The following is an 18,142-nucleotide window of genomic DNA, read 5'->3' on the forward strand; positions in this document are numbered from 1 at the left end:
TTATCCGCCCTTTTTCCAGACCTTCCCGCGACTGACACGCGTGCCAGCCTTACCGGCGGTGCTGCGTCCACGGGTTGCTGTTGCGGCCTCGGCTGCGGCATCAACTGCGGATTGACGCGCCAAGGGGTCATCAGAAACGGCCAATTCAACGGCTTCCAATCGTTTAACTTCGTCGCGCAAACGGGCGGCCTCTTCGAACTCTAGGTTTTCCGCGGCTTTCAACATATCTGCGCGCAAACCATCCAGATGCGCCTTTAGGTTGGCCCCATACATCGGCTTATCGATGGTCGCGGTCACACGGTTCATATCCACGTCACCTTCATAAAGGCCAGATAGAACATCTTCGACGTTCTTTTTCACCGTCTGCGGGGTAATACCGTGCAGTTCATTATAGGCGATCTGACGATCCCGGCGACGATCTGTCTCCGCCAAGGCCCGTTCCATCGAACCGGTAATTTTATCCGCATACATTATCACCCGCCCGTCCGCGTTACGCGCCGCACGACCGATGGTCTGAATCAAGGATGTTTCCGAACGTAAAAAGCCCTCTTTATCAGCATCCAGAATGGCAACCAAACCACATTCAGGAATATCCAAACCTTCGCGCAGCAGGTTGATACCAATCAAAACATCAAACGCCCCAAGCCGTAAATCTCGCAAAATTTCAATGCGTTCCAAAGTATCGATATCCGAGTGCATATACCGCACCTTAATGCCCTGTTCATGCAGATATTCGGTTAAATCCTCCGACATGCGTTTGGTCAGCGTGGTCACCAATGTCCGGTAACCTTGGGCCGTCACCTTGCGAATTTCGTCAAGGACGTCATCCACTTGCATCTCAACTGGACGAATTTCGACTTCTGGATCCAAAAGCCCCGTTGGACGAATGACCTGTTCGGTAAAGACACCGCCCGTCTGGCCCATTTCCCATTTAGACGGCGTCGCAGAAACAAAGACAGACTGCGCCCGCATGGCGTCCCATTCTTCGAATTTCAATGGTCGGTTATCCAGACAGGACGGTAAACGGAACCCATGTTCAGACAGCGTAAATTTACGACGATAATCGCCTTTATACATACCGCCGATCTGGGGCACGGAAACGTGGCTTTCGTCAGCGAAAACAATTGCGTTGTCTGGGATATATTCAAAAAGCGTTGGGGGTGGCTCCCCCGGAGCGCGGCCCGTAAGGTAACGAGAATAGTTTTCAATGCCATTGCAAAACCCAGAAGCCTCAAGCATTTCCAAATCAAACTTTGTGCGCTGTTCAAGGCGCTGCGCCTCTAGCAATTTACCATCAGCATCGAATTGTTTAAGACGCACAGCCAGCTCTTCTTTGATGTTCTTAATGGCCTGCACCAGCGTCGGACGTGGTGTCACATAGTGAGAGTTCGCATAGACGCGTACCTTTTCCATGGTGTCTGTACGACTGCCCGTCAACGTATCAAACTCTGTTATACCTTCGAGTTCTTCGCCAAAGAAGGATAGGCGCCAACCGCGATCCTCTAAGTGACTTGGCCAAATCTCTAAGCTATCGCCCCGCACGCGAAACGTACCACGCGCAAAGGCATTATCAGCACGACGATATTGCTGCGCGACCAACCCCGCCATCAGTTCCCGTTGATCATATTCTTCACCAGCAACGAGATCTTGCGTCATGGCAGTATAAGTTTCAGGAGAGCCAATACCGTAGATACACGACACCGACGCGATGATAATCACATCATCCCGTTCCAGCAGCGCCCGTGTGGCAGAGTGGCGCATTCGGTCGATCTGTTCGTTAATTTGGCTTTCTTTTTCAATAAATGTATCAGATCGCGCCACATAGGCCTCTGGCTGATAGTAATCATAAAAGCTAACAAAATATTCGACTGAATTTTCAGGAAAAAAACCTTTAAACTCCCCGTACAACTGGGCAGCAAGCGTTTTATTGGGCGCGAGAATGATTGCCGGGCGTTGGGTTTCTTCGATCACCTTTGCCATCGTGTAGGTTTTACCGGTCCCTGTCGCACCAAGCAAAACCTGGTCTCGTTCTCCATCCAGAATGCCCGCGCTTAACTCTTTAATCGCGGTGGGCTGATCCCCGGCAGGGTTAAATTGCGTATGCATAACAAAGCGTTTCCCACCCTCTAACTTAGGGCGCGGCGCGGTTGATTGAAGCAATGCTGGAGTATCTGTCATATGCGAATCCTTCTTGGCTCCAATGTGGTCACTTTTTGTTCTCACGCAAGGGCTGCGCATATCTCTGCTGACATCTTCTCAAAGGTTAACAAACCTTTACCCGTTTACCGATAAATTTAACAAATAAAATGCAACCTTAAGTAATTTAAATCTTGCTCTATTAACCACGCCAGCGTAGCTTGATCTCACAAGCAGCACAAAAGGTTGTCAGTCAGGGCGCACCACCCACCCACCCCTCACTCCTCGCCTAGACTGGCAACCGCTGCTTAAATACCGAAGACCCCAGTTTCGGAACACAGATCGCGTGATTGCCCCCTTGCAGTCACGCGATTTTTTTCTGATAAAAGGCTAAGTGAATTAGGAGAGTCCCATGCGCGCGCGTATTTACAAGCCAGCCAAGAACGCAATGCAATCAGGCACGGCCAAAACGAACAACTGGATTCTGGAATTTGCTCCGAATTCTGCACGCGACATTGACCCACTTATGGGCTGGACCAGCTCTGATGACACTCAGAGCCAAGTAAAGCTCAGCTTTGATAGCAAAGAAGCTGCGCTGGATTACGCCAAAGATCACAATATCGAAGCGACAGTAACAGAGCCAAAAACACGCAAACCTGTTATCCGTCCTGGCGGCTATGGCGAAAACTTTGCCACCAACCGTCGCGGCGTCTGGACACATTGATCCTAAACCTGTGCGCTTCTCTCTTGCACAGGTTTTGATTTCACGGCAAAACACCACCAACGGTCCCATAGCTCAACTGGATAGAGCATCTGCCTTCTAAGCAGAGGGTTTCAGGTTCGAGTCCTGATGGGATCGCCAACCACCACTTTAGTGACCGTCAAAAAAGTAGATGTTTGCGCAAAACTGCTTTCTACCCGCTATGCGAGGAAACCAGTCATTGATGAGCCAAGCAACGAGATTTCAGGTTGGACTTCGGCACTGTGGACAAAGCTGCCTTTCAAAGAAGTAGTGAGCGTGTAGCAAACCTAGGAAACAAATTACCCAACATTTATGGGTTGTTTGACTATGTGTTAGCGTCGTAACGTGACTTTGCCAGCTCAACTGTGGTTGCATTCTCTAGGGCCCAGTCAGTGAGGCTAGAAATATGGCCCAGCAGCGAAACACCCAATGGTGTCAGGCTATAGACCACTGAAGGTGGGCGGGTGTCGAAAACCTCCCGATGCACCAAGCCATCACGCTCCAAACCGCGCAGCGTCACAGTCAACATACGCTGCGATATACCCTCAATGGCACGCAAAAGCGCACGAAAACGTTCATCCTGCTGCCCAAGGCGTAAGATGATCAAAACACTCCATTTATCACCGATCCGGTCGAGCAGATCGCGAACCGGGCAAGCCCCGCTGAAGTCGTTCTCAACCCAAGCATCTATGCCTTGGTTTAACTCGGCTATATTCGTGTTGGTTACCTGAGGGTGCCCATCGAAGGAATTAGTGCCTCCTTTCGCGTTCATATTGGGTCTCCTATGTATGGTTCCGATTAGTAACCACACTACCACGGAGAAATACAATGAACCACACCGTTGCAATTTTCGGCGCGACCGGCGCACAGGGCGCGCCCGTCGTGCAAGAAGCCCTTGCCAAAGGAATGACCGTACGCGCCGTCGCCCGCGATGAGGCGAAGATCAAATCTATGCATCCTCAAGCTCAGGCATATCCGGCAGTTATGGACGACGAAGAGGCGCTGACGCAGGTGTTTACCGGCGTCGATGCTGCTTTTGTTCACCTACCAGCACCAGAAACGCCCGATGACGCAGCGGTTTGGCTGAAAGCGATCATTGGAGCCGCTCACCGGGCTAAGCTGGCTTTGATGGTTTTCACCACGAGTGGATCTTCGGGATCAAGATACCCCGCATCCGCGATCATCGACGGCGGCACCGCTGCGATGAACGCCGTATTGTCGAGCGGGCTTCCTTCCATCGTGCTGCAACCGACCATATATCTCGAAAACCTGCAAATCAGAGCATTTCACCCAAAGCTCCGCGACGAGGGTGTGTTGGACTATCCCCCGCTTTCGACGGAGACAAAGGTGACATGGACCTCGCATCTTGATCAGGCGCGCATTGCCGTCGCAGCTTTGACGCGCCCTGATCTTGCCGGACGTGCTTTTGAAATCGGGACACCTAATGCTATGACCGGGGAAGAGCTCGCCACATATGTGGGGCGGTGGATTGGCGAAGAGGTTCGGTATCAACCAACCACGCCCGAGCAGTTTGGCCAACGTGTCGGTGAGGCCTTTCAAAATCCGGGCATGGCCTTTGCAATGACCGACCTCTACGGAGCGATGAAAACAATGGGCACTGAGGATTTGGTCGTGGATACCAACGAAATTCAGAAAATATTTAATGTTCAGCTAACACAAGTGGCAGAACATATTCAAAGCTGGCAGGTCTAATTAGGCAAATGTTGACTGAACCCAAAGCGGCCAGACATAGATGGAATGATGGGCGCTTTGGGTTCAAACTGGATTTTCTATGGGACGCGAGTGATTTTCGTGCCAGCCCCATCATCGCTCGTCGAGTACACTCAAAGAGATGACTGCTCTCAGGCAAAGGAAATTATTTCTGCGCTAATCGGTACCAGGGGTAGGCAAGGGCAAACAATCGAGTACTTACTTACCTAATTACTGCAAATCCTGTGGACTTCTCCAGATACTTCTTCCGGCGGGACCTAGGGGATGATTTGCGCGTTTCACAAGATAAAGCGGTAGGGTGAAATCTCCCAAAAGAGGGAGGCGCAGCAATTGACCTCGATTGATTTCCTGTTCGACCATGTGGGCGGGCAACCGTCCCCACCCAAGCCCTTCTAGGATGAGTTCTTTTTTTGCTGTCATATCCGTGACATACCACTTTTGTGCTTCATCCATTAAGCCCGTGTCCGGTGCCTTTTCGTCGCTTGATTTTACGACAACCTGAGGGAAACGCGCGAGGTCGGGCTTGGTCAATGCTCCGGGCCATTCGCTTTCTGCACCCAATAAACTTGGGGCGGCGACCAGTGGAAATTCCATCTGGCCAATTTGCTGATAATCCAAAAAGGGACTTTGCGATGGTGCTGCGAAAATCGCGATATCGACGTTTCCTGCCATCACCTGCCGTTCTCCCGAAGCCGTTTCGATGTTCAGATGGACGGTCGTTATTGGGAAATCCTGCTTCAGGCCTTTTAGCAGGCCTGTCAGGCGTCGGATTGGGAAATTGCTACTGACTCCCAAACGCAGGTCAATTTCGCCTTCCCCTTTTAAGTCTTGCACAAATTCGTCGAACTGCCCGGCACGCGACAGCAGCAGGCGGATTTGGGGCAACAGGGCTTTGCCATCTGGGGTCAGGGTTGGACGGTATGTTGAGCGGTCAAATATTTGAATTTGAAACCGTTCCTCAACCTGTTTCACGGAATAGGACACCGCCGAACGCGCCTTGTTCAGCTTTTCACTGGCGAGTTGAAAACTGCCGGTATCACAGATGGTGGCGATGGCATTCAGATGCGTCAAATCAATCATGGTCAAATTTTACGACCATGACGTTCAAAAAGATATTCTTTTTTCTGACGGTGAAGCGGGGTACCCAACATCAACTGAAACATCACCGCATTCGGGAGCGCCCCATGTCCTATGTCTTTCCAGCCGCCACAGCCCATACACAAATCGCCGAGGTTTTCCCTGATATTTTCCATGTTGTAGGCAGTGTCGAGATGATGCCCGGCATGCAGATCAGCCGCTCCATGACGGTGTTGCGCAGGGAGGGTGCCCTGACATTGATCAGCCCTATTCGCCTGAGCGATGAAGGGCTTTCGCAGTTGGAACAGCTGGGGCGTATTGAGAATATTGTAAAGCTGGGTGGGTATCACTTGGGGGCGCAAAACGGTCTGGACGATCCATTCTATATAGATCGATATGGCGCGAAACTTTGGGCGCTTGAAGGCATGGAGCACAAAGGCGGCCTAGTTGCTGATCATATATTGCGGGTGGGTGGGGAAATGCCATCCGATGAGCTTACGCTTTTCACTTATGACAGCTCAAAACTGCCCGAAGCGATGTTCTTGTTGGCGCGAGAAGGCGGTATTTTGATCACCGCAGACAGCCTTCAGAACTGGACTGCGCCCGATCAGTTCTTCAGTGACATAGCCGCAGAACGTATGGGGCAAGCCGGTTTTTTCAAACCAGCCAACATCGGCCCTGAATGGTTTCGGGTTTGCGAACCGAACCGCACCGATTTTGACCGCGTGGCAGCGCTGGAATTCAGCCACCTTTTACCATCTCATGGAACACCACTTTTGCATGATGCAAAGCAACAGCTGATGGCGACCTTCACCCAAACATTCGGACAATAACCCCTTCAATCGGAGATAGATAATGAAGATACTACTCATCGGCGCGACCGGTATCATTGGGCGTGCCATCAAAGACGCTTTGCCCACAGATATCGAGCTTATCACCGCCGCACGCACATCAGGCGATGTGCGCCTTGATATGTCTGACACCAACGCGTTGCGTCGCGCATTTGCAGAAATCGGCCCGCTTGATGGGATCATTTGCGCCGCAGGCGATGGGGCAATGGTTCCTCTGGCGACAATGACCGATGCAGAGTTCAACCAAACTTTGGATATTCAGATGAAGGGGCAAATGAATGTGCTGCGCCTGGGGATCCATGCGGTAAAAACCGGAGGGTCAATCACATTGACTTCAGGGGTTGCGGCGCAAAGCACACTGCCGGCCACCAGCACAATCGCCGCGTCCTGTGCCGCGATTGAAGCCTTTGTTCGTGTTGCTGCCGCAGAAACCGACGCAATTCGCATCAATGCAGTTTCACCGATTTTCGTAAAAGAAAGCATGGCTCTATTCGGCATGCCAACCGATGGCGGGCTGTCCGCCGCGGACACTGCCCGCGCCTATCTTGCCGCCCTTCACGGCGACATGCGTGGGCAGATCCTGAACACCCCCGAATTTGCCTGACCCAAAAAAAGGAAAACCCAGATGAAACGTACAATTCTAAAATCGCTTGCCACCGTTATTGCACTGTTTAACGCCAGCATGAGCTACGCTGAGGATGCCCCTGTGACCGCAGCGACGGCCCTGCCGGGCACCTGGTTTGTGGAGGTGACCGGCGTGCTGCCGGATGGCGGAGCCTATCAAAACATTATGAATATTTCGTCGGATGGCACCGCAGATATTGTTGGCGGCTGGATGTTTGGTGCGGCGGGCGTGAAATTCACGGATAGCCCGGCCAGTGTCACCTATCTCGAAGGGGACAGCTTTGAGATTCAGATGTTTGCCTTTCTCGCGGATGCCGTGACCGGCGCGCCCAAAGGTATCAACATCACCGTCTATCGAGGGCAGATGACGGGGACGAACGACAGCTTCAATGCCGAAGCTGATCTGTACTACCTTCCCTGCGATGTCTCATTCTGCCCAGCACCCGATATGAGTAGCCTTGGCGAACCAGCGACGGTGGCTCAAATCACAGCTACGCGCCTTGCTGCACCGGCCACATTGCTCGCAATATGCTCGAATTGCAGCATGTGGGACGAAGTGTAAATTCGCTGCGGCTGTGCCGATGACCGCTTTGCGCGGGCCGGGGTTAAAGTTTTTCGAGTATCTCATACTTGATGTAATCGGCTTCAGCGGGGTCAGCGTAAAGATTGATAAGCGTTTCAAATACCTCAGCAGCTTTCGCAGGATTACTTGGTGCTATAGCCATAATAAAGATACGTCCGAACACTGCGTTGCTATCAATCGGCATTTCATAGCACGCACCATCTTCAATCATTCGGTCATACGCAGTTTCCAGCGGTTCAGTATCAGCGAGACTTCATTCTACAGAAAAGTATATTTCGCGGACTGGAATTTGTCTCCGAAATCATTTGATCGACAAAGTCTAACGAGGCCATCCACACCGTCAAGAAGTTGGGTTTGGACAAAGTAACGTACAGACTTTTGATCTCAGCAGATTTGCTCACGGTTTTTACTTTCATGTAACTAAAGCGAAACTCTGCCATTTTTGAGCCCGTGCGGCAACGCAGTCAATCGCGTGTTACCCCCTCCACAGCGGACATCCATGCATTGCGCAGCATCGGTCACTACGGGCTGTTCCTGCCATTCGCCCCGCTTAAGATCAACGATCTGCTTAGGGCTGTATAGCTAACTTTGCAAAGTCACGGTTATTTCGATGCACGTCTTGTATTTTGTCTTCAAATGCCGCGCCGCAGCTTTCTAAAAGCTGGCCGTAAGCATGTAACACAGCATTTTTCTGCAGATATCGGCTCGGTGGGCAGAGCAAGGTTTCGCGTGGTGCGCTTCTAACTCTGCCTTTGTTTAGAGCGGGAAACTGTCGAGGCGTTCATATCCAGTCGCTGTCACCAGCACCTGCGTTTCCAATTTGATGCTTTCCGAATGTTCTTTGGCAATTAGGCTTTCGATGCAGACAACCATACCTTGCTCAAAACGACCGGACATCGCGCCAGGCCCCCAATCAACATGCAAAGGGACAACGGGCCATTCGTCAGCCATACCAACCCCGTGTACTGCAAGAGAATAGCGGTAAGGAACATTTGCGTCTGGGATGCGCCAGCTTTTGGCATTGAATTCATCAAAGCTCAATCCGGGTTTGACCAACTCAAGATTGTGGTGAATTTGAGCCAGGGCGGTATCGTAATTCTCCTGCTGAGTGGCGTTCATCGCCGTAAATCCGCACGTCCATGATCGCGAAAGATCAGCACAATAGCCATAAGGTCCAATCATATCCGTATCAAAGGAGATCATCTCTCCTGCCTGACAAACTCTGTCGGAGCATTCTTGATACCATGGGTTCGTTCGAGGACCGCAGGTGAGCAATTTGGTCTCGAGCCAATCTCCACCGGAACGGGCATTTTCAAAGTGAAGATGCGCCCAGAGCTCCCGCTCCGTGACACCTGGTACGGAGTGATCATAAATGCGCGCCATGCCTGCTTCGCAAACACGAATTGTCCAGCGCATCAGCTCGATCTCGTCAGCCGATTTGATAGAGCGGGCAATCTCCGTGAACTGCGCACCTTCAACATATTTCAATCCGCGCGCTTCTAATGCATGAACGCCGCTTCCATCTAGCGTGTCGCAGGCAATACGCGTGTTGCCACCGCCATATTGGGCAATGAGATCAGCAATTTCATTTGCCCAGTCCGACGTTGCAGCCTCAACTTTATCGCCCGAAGCCATAAACATCCAAGTCTTGGCCATGCGCAACTCATCGATGCCGGGCAACCCTTCGCTTTGATGCAAGCAGCCCTTGAACTCAAACATGATGGCGGGGCCACCCGCCACGATCAGCGCATAGCGCATTGGGTTATGTAGCGTCCAAACTTGCATGTTGGAGCAATCAAACGCGTAGCGAATGTTGCAAGGATCATAGAGCAAAAGCGCCGCACAGTCTGAACGATCCAACTGCTCTCGTAATCGCCCAAGGCGATAACTACGTGCACGCTCCACCACCTCATTTAAAACAGGGCTTTTGAGCGGTTTATCTGCGCCTTCAGCGTTCAGATAGGTCAGCTTACGATCATCCTTAAACACCGAGCCATCAGTCATGACGTACGCCCGTAAAAGCCGACCCGTTCTTGCTCGCTGAACACCACACCAGGCCTATCAAAATAGGAAAAAACGGCGATAATACGGTCAATTTCGCCTTCTATAGGGGTCACTCGATGGGCCGTATTTTTGCCTCTGAATATGTTTAGGGTACCAGGGGTTAGATGCATAAGAGTTGACGACCTGCGTCCTTCCAATAGATCAGCAACGCCTTCATAGTTGGGGTCATGATCCGTGCGCAGATCCTTGTCATACTCAAAATCCCCCCCCGCTTCGGGTGCTTGCAACAACAAGGTTGTAGTGAATTCGGACCGATCAAAATGCCAGTTAAGTGCTTGCCCTTCAGAATATCCCATCACATTTACACGAGCGAGTGGATCGGCCATCGGGAACAAATTCGGCCTCTCCATAACCGCGGCCAGAAAAGTCGCGAACGGCGGCCACTCATAGAGCTGGATTACAGCTGCCTGCCCCATCTGATCTGCACAGATCGTTCTGTTAGAGGTTTCAAACTCTTGAAGTGCAGGATGCGTGTCCGGAAGGTTCTCGATTGATTTGTTAAAGTAAATGTTGTGGCGGCGCGCATGGACAAAAGCGTTTTCAGCTAGAATTGGTGTCAACGCATTCACCGCATCAGGAATTGCAGCCTTTCGGACAAAGCCGGGCAAGTTGAACAACCCGTCAGCGTCAAGCCTAGCCTTGCAATCTTCAACCAGTTTCAGCCAAGCCGGACTATCCGGTTGGTCCAGCGGGTAGTGTTCGAGATCTATTAGGTCACGCATGATTCCATCCTTGTCATTTCGTGAAAAATTACGCGATTGACGGTACAGCGGAAATGGGTATTCTAATTATGGTCCATTAGAATTTCTTTTGAAAGAATGATTGTAATGCCCCACCTTCCCTTAAATGCCCTACGCGCTTTTGAGGCAGCGGCCCGGACCGGCTCTTTTTCACACGCCGCCCGCGAGATGGGCGTCAGCTCCGCAGCGATCAGTCAACAAGTCAAATTATTAGAGGAATTCTGGGGCAAAACTCTCTTTGTCAGGCAGGGAAACCGCATAGCTCTAACTGAAGCAGGCCAAAGTGCTTATCCCCAACTCGGGCAATCCTTTGAGCAACTTGGCAAGCTGTCAGATAAAATGCGGCGCGTGGATCAAAAAAAACGGCTTGTTCTGAGCGCCCCGGAATCTGTTGTTGAAACGTGGCTAGCGCCCAAACTCTCAGCCATCCGCACAACTGAACTTTCGAACTCTCTTGAAATCAGAGTAGAAAACGATCCGGTTGATTTTGCCCGCGACAAAGTAGATTTGCGTATTTTCTACGGCCACGATCTTTATACTGATCACACGATTATCCCATTATTTTCTGACCATCTGATTGCGGTCGCATCCGTCGCGTTTGTAACAGAGCACGGTTGCGAGATTGATCAAATCAAGGATGAACATCTAATCCACACCGATTGGGGACGCGATTTTGCGACGTCCCCCAACTGGAATGACGCGTTTGCCATGAAACGGGTCATTAACCGCAATGCTGGTTTACGAGTGCAGGCCAGCAGTATCGCCCGAAGTTTTGCTGAGCAAGGCTTCGGTGTTGCTTTGATCCCGGAACGTATGGTGTTGGAAAGCTTGCATGCCAAACATCTTGTTAAACTACCGATGCCAGCAATCCCAATGAAACATGACTATTTGGTCGCTCACCCCAAAAGACTAGAGGCAAGTCAAACCGCGCAGGTGATCATCCAAGCGCTGAAAGCTTAGCTCATCTAGTTATTAAACGGTCTTGTTGATTTTTCTCGTTTTGGGCTGAATCCGCTCAAGCGGGCCGTTGTTCACCACACCGCGACCTCAGGAGTGTTTTTCACCCTGACAAACCTGGGGTAATTCTCCTTGGAGAGGTCGTAATCTCTATGAAATACACATTATTAATGTTTTCGCTGCCCAGCTTCGGTGGCAATTGGTGACATTATGCAGTTGGTTGGGTGAATACCCTCTGAATCCGCACAAAATTTCAAATGGCCCGATCTTGTTGCAATTCTTTAATGGTGCCACACAACCTATCGATACCACTTTCAATCAGTTCGCGATTTATTGAGGAAACGCCAAGCCGGAAATACTTTGAGCCATCACGTGCGCTCGAAAAACAAGGTAAAATAGGTTCTACTATGACATCTCGTTTCAGCGCAGCTTTGGCAATCAGCACAGCATCCAACCCAGTCTCATGATCTGCCAAAATAAAATTTGTTCCACCAAATTCCCCGTTTTTCACAAATGATGGCAACCTATCTCGAAGTATTGCATTCGCTTGGTGCCAGCGCTGTTCATAATCCAAGCGTACTCTGCGCAACAAACCATCATAATATCCCAACCTGATAAATGTAGCGGCAGTATGCTGAAGAATCATCGGTGGATGTCGAAACATCATGCCTCGACAGTCTCTGGCCGCTTCAATGAATTCAGGTGGTGCCGTTAAGTAGCCCAGCCGCAAGCCGGGTGATAGTCCTTTAGACAAGCTACCCAAGTAGATAAGTCGATCTGTTTTGTCTAAACTATGGAGAGGTAGCGGGGTTGAAGGTCGATAATCCACATCACATTCGTAATCATCTTCAACGATGTAAAAATCATATTCTTCAGCTGCTTGTAAAAGTGCATGACGTCGGCTCTCCGACATCGTGACTGTTGTTGGGAACTGGCGATTTGGCGTAATAAATACTAAATCAACGCCGCGGAGACGCTCATCTACAATCATCCCATCTTTGTCTACGGGCTGAAACCGTACACTGCCAAAATTACTCCTAAGAATTTTGCGGGCGTCTGGATATCCAGGATCTTCCATAGCTGCGATGCGATCGCGCCCACCGAACAAAAGGCTTGTGATGAACAACCCATTTTGAGTTCCAAGTGTGATTAGAATTGAATCGGTGGGTTCAAAGATGCCTCGGCGCGGAAGAATACGTTGCGCAACTTGTTCGATCAGTTCGGCGCAATCTGCATAAAGCCCATCTGCGGACCAGATTTTAAGATCCTTACGGTTCATCGCCAATCGGGTACATTCGCGCCACTCCGCGACCGGAAAGCTGCTTTCATCAATCTGATTGCACACAAACGGAAATTCATACGAATACCAATCGTTCGGGCGAAAAATAGTCTCGATGTCTTCTGCCCGGCGCAGTTTATTGAGCTTGTCGCCAATCGACGCCCGCGGCTTTATCTTAGCAGGCTCAGGCATTCCAATATCCGCGCGCATCCCTCGCTCTGACGAAACAAAATATCCAGAACGGGGTCGAGCTTCAATGAGTTGCTCTTCTTCGAGTTTTCGATAGGCAGATATGACAGTATTGATCGACACATCCAGTTCACGGGCCAATTCCCGACAAGACGAAAGCTTTAAACCCGTTGGCATTAGACCTTCGAAAATTAGCCGCGAAATTTGCGAAACGATTTGGTCGCGCAGGCCACTAGGCTGTGATCTATCGATGTTCAATTTTTGTGCCATATCGGGTTGAATCCACGCTCCAAGATCATGTCAGCTATTGAAAGGTTTAGGCAGTGTAGATTGCTCGGTTCAAAAACCTATATCCAAATCTCCAACAATTCATTTCCAAAACTCGATTATGAAGAACGATCTTGGATCGTTGTTAGCCGAGTCAAATAGATTGCATTTTCTCAAATGCGCAATCACACCGAAACAAGCTTCACGATCAGAGTTCTGACATTGTTTACCTGAGAGCAACGTACACCAACATTCAATCTGTATCCATTCTCTCCAAATTCTGTACCTTTCTCAACTGCCATTCTTGTCGTCTCCTAAGAGCACCTGAAAAGGACCGTCGCCTGACGCAGTCTCTATCAGACTTTGAATGTGGTTAACGGAGAGTAGCGACTTGCATAAAATTGGATTTTCGCAAGATTTTTCGATCTTCCGAAATAGGCACAGATCAAACGCGATCGTTTGCGATCCAATCCTCTTTTCAACCCATTCTTCTCACGCCTTCTGCATGTCTACGCAAGCGCTCAAAGCGGGTGCCCAACTGAATGCACGGGTTGCTATATTCTTTAAGGAGAACAAGTTCATGAAGAACAAACCGTGTGTAACATGTTGATGCGCCAGCTTGAGCGAGTGACAGGCGCGATTTCCGAAGTGACTGGCCGCATTGGTTGGTTCTTAATCTTATACTGCATGACACTTGGTGTCTCAGATGTTTTCATGCGCTACGTATTGAACGCACCGTCCCAATGGATTGGCACAACTTTGCAGGCAGCGATGGTTCTACTTGCCTGTGTTGGCGGTATTTATGCATTGCAACACGATAGTTTTGTGAAGCTTGATCTTTTTTATGCCAACGCCAGCACCCGTTCAAAGGCGCTTCTAGACGTGATCACCGCACCTTTTGCCGTCCTCTTTTTAGGCGCGTTGATTTTGAAAGGGTACGAAGCTGCGTCTTTGTCGCTCATGCTGAACCAACATACGCCGACGTCTGTTCCTATTCCGATTTACCCAATCAAATATGCCATTCCGGTAAGCGGAGCATTCGTTCTGCTGATCGTTATCAAGCATTTCATTCGGGATCTGAGAACCATTTGGGGGCTCGAGACGGCGACCGAAGACGAAGTTTAACCGAAACTCATCCCACCTAATGGGACGAGCATTAAAAAACAAAAATATCCAACAAGGAGAATACCAAATGAAAGAAACTAGGTTCTTTGCCACTACAATTATGGCAGGTGCAGTTGCCGTGGTAGCCGGCGGGGCATTCGCACAGGATGGCCCCCCAAGCGAAATCACCGAATGGGTCTTCCAACCCGCTTTTGATCAGACAGACGCAGGCTGGGCCAACGGACTTATCCCGTGGGTTGAAGCAGTCGAAGCTGCTACACAAGGCACAGTGGTAATCCGCGTTGAGCCAGCCGGCGCATTGGTAAGCGGATCTGAAGCCTTTGGCGCTGCTGCTGCAGGTCTCACAGACGGTTATGCAGGTTGGGGTTCCGTCTACGGAGGCGACATGCCCGAAGGCATGCTGGCCTTTGGTATGGCCATGGGTGCCAATGACACCGATGAAGCTTGGGAAGTTATGTGGGGCAACCCTGACTACCGCGTTGGCGATATCATCCAAGACGCCGCACATGCCCGTAACTTGCATTGGGCAGGTTGGACTAATCAGGGACCGAACGCGATGTTCACGACGTTCCGAGTGGACAGCATCGAGGATTTAGAAGGTCACAAAATGCGCGCTGGTGGCCCTCAAGCGATCTTCCACGCGACCATGGGCGGTGCTCCTGTTTCCATGAACGGCGGTGAAATTTACACCGCGATAAAACTGGGAACAATCGAGGGTACTTACTGGGATACAGGTGGTATCGACGACATGTCTTTCCACGAAGTGATCGACTACGCAATCATGCCTGGCTGGAACCCAGCACAACACCAAGAGATCTTCATCAACTTGCAATCTTGGAACGCTCTGACAGACTGGCAGCGTACGCAAATCGATGGAATTTTCGAAGAAACTTACTTTGAAACCAGCCGTTTGCATGCTGAAGGTGTAGAAGAAGCGTTACAGATTTTACGCGACGCTGGCGGTGAAGTGATCCACCTAAGTGATGAAGAAGTTGCGCGCATGCGTGAACGCTCTATCGAAGAAGTTTGGCCACAGGTTGCAGCTGCTTCAGAGGGCAATGCCCGTGGCGTCGCTATCTACGAACAGTTCCTAGCAGACCAAGAAAGCGCAGAATAACCTGCCTTTCACTCGGTTTTCAAAAACTTAAGACCCACTGGCCCGTGGTCGGGCCAGTGGAATGCCATCTACCAGAAAATGACCCGAGCAGAACCAAAATGCCGGTTTACAAGTGGCGCCACGAACAGCCCTTAAACAAGGAAACCAACGATCATGAGCCTCGAACTCATCACAGCATTATATTTTATTGTCTTGTTTGTGATCCTTTTTATGGGTCTTCCCGTGGCGTTTGGCCTAGGCGGAACAGCAGTCTTATTTGCACTCATTTTTGAACCTCGGGCGCTTTTGTCTGTACCAAGCGCGTTTTACTCAACCCCTTGGAATTCGGTTCTTGTCACAGTGCCATTGTTCTTGTTTATGGGGTCTCTCATACGGTTTTCCGGGATAGCCGAAGCGGCCTATGATGCTGTTTACAAGTTGATCGGCCACATCCACGGCGGTTTGGCAATGGGCACAGTTCAAGTTTGCACTGTCTTTGCGGCAATTACTGGCATCACTCCCCCAGCAACCACCACCATGGGTCAGATCGCGTATCCGTCAATGGTGCGCTACAAATACGATCGGAGGATCGCCATTGGGTCGATTGCAGCAGGTGGAGCATTGGGTGCCTTGATCCCGCCCAGCGTTCCGTTCATCTTTTATGGTTTGCTCGCAAAGGTCTCGATCGGTGACTTATTCATGGCAGGCTTGCTGCCTGGGCTTATGCTCGCGACTCTCTATACAATTTACATCGGCGTTCGTTGCAGAATGCAGCCGGAATTGGGCCCTGCGCTGCCCGCCGATCAGAAATTCACCCGCAAAGAAAAACTAACTGCAGTCCTAAGCATCTGGCCATTTGCCTTGCTCATCGTCATCGTCCTGGGCGTTATTTGGGGCGGTATTGCCACCCCAGCCGAAGCAGCAGCCTTTGGCGCAGCTGGCGCATTCATCATCAACCTAATTTACGGAAAATTGACCAAGGACGTATTGGTAGATTCCCTCGTTTCCACGTTAAAACTCAGCGGCATGGGTCTATGGATTTTGATTGGTGCGACGGTTTATCTCAACGTATTCAACACGCTGGGAAGCCAGGATCTTCTGACCGATTTGGTTCTATCCATGCCAGGCGGTAGCACCGGTATTCTTCTGATGATGATGTTGATTATTCTGGTCCTCGGCATGGTGATGGACGATTGGGCGATTATCATGCTCTGCACGCCTTTGTTTATTCCAATTGTTGAAGAATTGGGAATTGATAAACTGTGGTTTGGCGCTTTGTTCATCGTCAACATTCAAATTGCATATCTCACACCACCTTTCGGCTTTGTTCTCTTCTGGATCAAAGGGGTATTACCCAAGGATGTCAGCATGGGGGATGTTTATAACTCCGTGGGCCCATTTGTTGTACTGCAATTTGTTGGACTAACACTCATCTTTATCTTCCCACAGATTGCCACATGGCTTCCTAATATACTGAAGTAATTGGAGATTACGATGTACAAGCATATCCTTGTTCCTGTTGCACCAGATCACGTTAACGACTGTGATGCGCAATTGGATGTGGCGCGTCGCCTGCTAGACGAAGGAGGGAAGATTTCTGTTCTATCAGTACTAGAAGAGCTCCCCTCTTACATCGGCTCTTACTTTTCAAAAGAGCAACTAAAAGAGAGCATTGCCACTTTTGGCAATGAACTAAAAACTGTGATGCCTTCTGATCATATCACTACGCATGTGTTGTCTGGGCACCCAACGAATTCGGTTCTCAATTGGGCCGAGAAGAATAACGCGGATTGCATCATTGTCGCATCTCATCGTGCGGGCTTAGCAGATCTATTGCTCGGATCGACTGCTGCGCGTGTTGTTCGCCATGCCCAATGCAGTGTTGTTGTGCTACGGTAGTATTTGCAAGATTGTATGTAATCTTACGCTTTTGCGAGCTGTCTTACTGAACCTGCCAAGCTTTCTGGATATGGCCGTGGCTCCTAATCCTTAGGCTTGTCAGGTTTTTGATATGTTTTGTTCCTACCGTGCAAAGACAGAAAATATATACAGTTGTAGCCCCGCCGAGGGATCACCTTCATCTCTGGAGAACGATAACCCTTCAGAGACGGGCTCAACCGCGACACTTTTTGCGTTCAGTTCTTCGACGACGTTCAGTAAGTCGCAGATGTCACGACCTAACCGGTCCAATGAATGTGTAACGACACAATCGGGATGGAATGAAAATGTGGTTCCAGCATTGTTCCGTTCACCCTAGGAGCACAGCGATACCCTCCCCGAACACGAAACGATATGAGATTGCGTAGTAGATTTACATCGATCATCGTGACCCGATTATTGATGCAGGCCATTTATGGTGTCTTGAAACCGGGAACTACGAACGCTTCTCTATCTCCGCAGTGGACAACCATGCCGGCACTGGTGACCACTACATTACAATAATGAAGCAATCAGATTACCCTAGTTCATCATCCTGAAAATGGAAAAACACGCTGATATTTGTGCCACATCGCGAATTTTCGGAAAATACCAATACCGCCTAGCACACTGGAAATGAAAGGTTTTTAACTGAGCGCCATGGAAATGGCGGAGGAACAGGGATTCGAACCCTGGGAGGACTTTCACCCTCGTCGGTTTTCAAGACCGGTGCATTCGACCACTCTGCCACTCCTCCGACAGGG

17 protein-coding genes, 2 tRNA genes and 1 pseudogene are annotated in these 18,142 nt (G+C 50.2%); 11 read left to right on the plus strand and 9 right to left on the minus strand.

Features of this window, described 5'->3' with window-relative positions; genetic code table 11:
- Complete coding sequence (uvrB, locus tag G9C99_RS03235; protein ID WP_166415992.1) at positions 1-2,178, minus strand: excinuclease ABC subunit UvrB; 2,178 nt, start codon at positions 2,176-2,178, stop codon at positions 1-3.
- A gap of 370 nt (positions 2,179-2,548) precedes the next feature.
- On the opposite strand from uvrB, the gene G9C99_RS03240 reads away from it, so the two are divergent.
- Together G9C99_RS03240 and G9C99_RS03245 are read left to right on the plus strand one after the other, a co-directional pair.
- Positions 2,549-2,860: an ETC complex I subunit gene (locus G9C99_RS03240; RefSeq protein WP_166415993.1), complete on the plus strand. Its 312-nt coding sequence runs from the start codon at positions 2,549-2,551 to the stop codon at positions 2,858-2,860.
- 61 nt (positions 2,861-2,921) lie between these two features.
- A tRNA-Arg gene (locus G9C99_RS03245) sits at positions 2,922-2,998 on the plus strand.
- A 205-nt stretch (positions 2,999-3,203) separates the two neighbouring features.
- Here the strand turns inward: G9C99_RS03245 and G9C99_RS03250 are convergent.
- Entirely contained in the window at positions 3,204-3,650 is a 447-nt protein-coding gene (locus G9C99_RS03250; RefSeq protein ID WP_166415994.1) for a winged helix-turn-helix transcriptional regulator, read from the minus strand.
- 56 nt (positions 3,651-3,706) lie between these two features.
- Here G9C99_RS03250 and G9C99_RS03255 point away from each other — a divergent pair, with 56 nt between their 5' ends.
- On the plus strand, positions 3,707-4,591 hold the full coding sequence (locus G9C99_RS03255) for an SDR family oxidoreductase (RefSeq protein ID WP_166415995.1): 885 nt from the start codon (positions 3,707-3,709) through the stop codon (positions 4,589-4,591).
- A gap of 228 nt (positions 4,592-4,819) precedes the next feature.
- Here the strand turns inward: G9C99_RS03255 and G9C99_RS03260 are convergent, their stop codons facing one another.
- Complete coding sequence (locus G9C99_RS03260) at positions 4,820-5,689, minus strand: LysR family transcriptional regulator (RefSeq protein ID WP_166415996.1); 870 nt, start codon at positions 5,687-5,689, stop codon at positions 4,820-4,822.
- A gap of 104 nt (positions 5,690-5,793) precedes the next feature.
- Here G9C99_RS03260 and G9C99_RS03265 point away from each other — a divergent pair, with 104 nt between their 5' ends.
- From G9C99_RS03265 to G9C99_RS03275, 3 genes are read left to right on the plus strand one after another with little or no spacing between them, the layout of a single operon-like run.
- Positions 5,794-6,519, plus strand: a complete 726-nt coding sequence (locus G9C99_RS03265; protein ID WP_166415997.1) for a hypothetical protein — start codon at positions 5,794-5,796, stop codon at positions 6,517-6,519.
- A 22-nt stretch (positions 6,520-6,541) separates the two neighbouring features.
- A complete protein-coding gene (locus G9C99_RS03270) occupies positions 6,542-7,141 on the plus strand; it encodes a short chain dehydrogenase (RefSeq protein ID WP_166415998.1) in 600 nt (199 codons plus the stop codon).
- A gap of 21 nt (positions 7,142-7,162) precedes the next feature.
- Positions 7,163-7,723 carry a hypothetical protein gene (locus G9C99_RS03275; protein ID WP_166415999.1) on the plus strand — a complete coding sequence of 187 codons (561 nt, stop codon included), beginning with the start codon at positions 7,163-7,165 and terminating at the stop codon, positions 7,721-7,723.
- 43 nt (positions 7,724-7,766) lie between these two features.
- Here G9C99_RS03275 and G9C99_RS03280 read toward each other — a convergent pair whose 3' ends face one another.
- The 3 genes from G9C99_RS03280 to G9C99_RS03290 all read right to left on the minus strand — a co-directional run bounded on the left by G9C99_RS03280 (position 7,767) and on the right by G9C99_RS03290 (position 10,530).
- A complete protein-coding gene (locus G9C99_RS03280) occupies positions 7,767-7,955 on the minus strand; it encodes a hypothetical protein (RefSeq protein ID WP_205859818.1) in 189 nt (62 codons plus the stop codon).
- A 545-nt stretch (positions 7,956-8,500) separates the two neighbouring features.
- Complete coding sequence (locus G9C99_RS03285) at positions 8,501-9,748, minus strand: M24 family metallopeptidase (protein ID WP_166416001.1); 1,248 nt, start codon at positions 9,746-9,748, stop codon at positions 8,501-8,503.
- A complete protein-coding gene (locus G9C99_RS03290; protein WP_166416002.1) occupies positions 9,745-10,530 on the minus strand; it encodes a HalD/BesD family halogenase in 786 nt (261 codons plus the stop codon). Before G9C99_RS03290 ends, G9C99_RS03285 begins: the two co-directional genes overlap by 4 nt.
- A 105-nt stretch (positions 10,531-10,635) precedes the next feature.
- Here G9C99_RS03290 and G9C99_RS03295 point away from each other — a divergent pair, with 105 nt between their 5' ends.
- The gene (locus G9C99_RS03295; protein ID WP_166416003.1) at positions 10,636-11,508 is read left to right on the plus strand and encodes a LysR substrate-binding domain-containing protein; all 873 of its coding nucleotides are present in this window, start codon (positions 10,636-10,638) and stop codon (positions 11,506-11,508) included.
- A gap of 250 nt (positions 11,509-11,758) precedes the next feature.
- Here the strand turns inward: G9C99_RS03295 and G9C99_RS03300 are convergent, their stop codons facing one another.
- Positions 11,759-13,243: an aminotransferase-like domain-containing protein gene (locus tag G9C99_RS03300; RefSeq protein ID WP_166416004.1), complete on the minus strand. Its 1,485-nt coding sequence runs from the start codon at positions 13,241-13,243 to the stop codon at positions 11,759-11,761.
- Positions 13,244-13,843: 600 nt separating this feature from the next.
- Between G9C99_RS03300 and G9C99_RS03305 the strand changes: the two genes are divergently transcribed.
- From G9C99_RS03305 to G9C99_RS03320, 4 genes are all read left to right on the plus strand, one after another.
- Positions 13,844-14,365 (plus strand): TRAP transporter small permease subunit, encoded by a 522-nt coding sequence (locus G9C99_RS03305; RefSeq protein WP_231703977.1) that lies wholly within the window; start codon positions 13,844-13,846, stop codon positions 14,363-14,365.
- A gap of 67 nt (positions 14,366-14,432) precedes the next feature.
- Complete coding sequence (locus G9C99_RS03310; protein ID WP_166416006.1) at positions 14,433-15,482, plus strand: TRAP transporter substrate-binding protein; 1,050 nt, start codon at positions 14,433-14,435, stop codon at positions 15,480-15,482.
- Between the two features lie 153 nt (positions 15,483-15,635).
- A complete protein-coding gene (locus G9C99_RS03315; protein WP_166416007.1) occupies positions 15,636-16,943 on the plus strand; it encodes a TRAP transporter large permease in 1,308 nt (435 codons plus the stop codon).
- Between the two features lie 12 nt (positions 16,944-16,955).
- On the plus strand, positions 16,956-17,360 hold the full coding sequence (locus G9C99_RS03320) for a universal stress protein (protein ID WP_166416008.1): 405 nt from the start codon (positions 16,956-16,958) through the stop codon (positions 17,358-17,360).
- 123 nt (positions 17,361-17,483) lie between these two features.
- Here G9C99_RS03320 and G9C99_RS18690 read toward each other — a convergent pair.
- Both G9C99_RS18690 and G9C99_RS03330 read right to left on the minus strand, forming a co-directional pair.
- A pseudogene (locus G9C99_RS18690) lies at positions 17,484-17,660 on the minus strand (recombinase family protein); the annotation flags it as partial.
- 385 nt (positions 17,661-18,045) lie between these two features.
- Positions 18,046-18,135: transfer RNA gene (locus G9C99_RS03330), tRNA-Ser, on the minus strand.
- Positions 18,136-18,142: the final 7 nt, after the last annotated feature.

The sequence above is a fragment of the Cochlodiniinecator piscidefendens genome (genome assembly GCF_011326755.1).
GTDB classification, from domain to species: Bacteria; Pseudomonadota; Alphaproteobacteria; order Rhodobacterales; family Rhodobacteraceae; genus Cochlodiniinecator; species Cochlodiniinecator piscidefendens.

What these genes read in the sequence shown, in the direction of transcription:
- uvrB (WP_166415992.1), bottom strand. Translation starts at nt 2,178, where the DNA reads ATGACAGATACTCCAGCATTGCTTCAATCAACCGCGCCGCGCCCTAAG.
- G9C99_RS03240 (WP_166415993.1), top strand. Translation starts at nt 2,549, where the DNA reads ATGCGCGCGCGTATTTACAAGCCAGCCAAGAACGCAATGCAATCAGGC.
- G9C99_RS03250 (WP_166415994.1), bottom strand. Translation starts at nt 3,650, where the DNA reads ATGAACGCGAAAGGAGGCACTAATTCCTTCGATGGGCACCCTCAGGTA.
- G9C99_RS03255 (WP_166415995.1), top strand. Translation starts at nt 3,707, where the DNA reads ATGAACCACACCGTTGCAATTTTCGGCGCGACCGGCGCACAGGGCGCG.
- G9C99_RS03260 (WP_166415996.1), bottom strand. Translation starts at nt 5,689, where the DNA reads ATGATTGATTTGACGCATCTGAATGCCATCGCCACCATCTGTGATACC.
- G9C99_RS03265 (WP_166415997.1), top strand. Translation starts at nt 5,794, where the DNA reads ATGTCCTATGTCTTTCCAGCCGCCACAGCCCATACACAAATCGCCGAG.
- G9C99_RS03270 (WP_166415998.1), top strand. Translation starts at nt 6,542, where the DNA reads ATGAAGATACTACTCATCGGCGCGACCGGTATCATTGGGCGTGCCATC.
- G9C99_RS03275 (WP_166415999.1), top strand. Translation starts at nt 7,163, where the DNA reads ATGAAACGTACAATTCTAAAATCGCTTGCCACCGTTATTGCACTGTTT.
- G9C99_RS03280 (WP_205859818.1), bottom strand. Translation starts at nt 7,955, where the DNA reads ATGATTGAAGATGGTGCGTGCTATGAAATGCCGATTGATAGCAACGCA.
- G9C99_RS03285 (WP_166416001.1), bottom strand. Translation starts at nt 9,748, where the DNA reads ATGACTGATGGCTCGGTGTTTAAGGATGATCGTAAGCTGACCTATCTG.
- G9C99_RS03290 (WP_166416002.1), bottom strand. Translation starts at nt 10,530, where the DNA reads ATGCGTGACCTAATAGATCTCGAACACTACCCGCTGGACCAACCGGAT.
- G9C99_RS03295 (WP_166416003.1), top strand. Translation starts at nt 10,636, where the DNA reads ATGCCCCACCTTCCCTTAAATGCCCTACGCGCTTTTGAGGCAGCGGCC.
- G9C99_RS03300 (WP_166416004.1), bottom strand. Translation starts at nt 13,243, where the DNA reads ATGGCACAAAAATTGAACATCGATAGATCACAGCCTAGTGGCCTGCGC.
- G9C99_RS03305 (WP_231703977.1), top strand. Translation starts at nt 13,844, where the DNA reads ATGTTGATGCGCCAGCTTGAGCGAGTGACAGGCGCGATTTCCGAAGTG.
- G9C99_RS03310 (WP_166416006.1), top strand. Translation starts at nt 14,433, where the DNA reads ATGAAAGAAACTAGGTTCTTTGCCACTACAATTATGGCAGGTGCAGTT.
- G9C99_RS03315 (WP_166416007.1), top strand. Translation starts at nt 15,636, where the DNA reads ATGAGCCTCGAACTCATCACAGCATTATATTTTATTGTCTTGTTTGTG.
- G9C99_RS03320 (WP_166416008.1), top strand. Translation starts at nt 16,956, where the DNA reads ATGTACAAGCATATCCTTGTTCCTGTTGCACCAGATCACGTTAACGAC.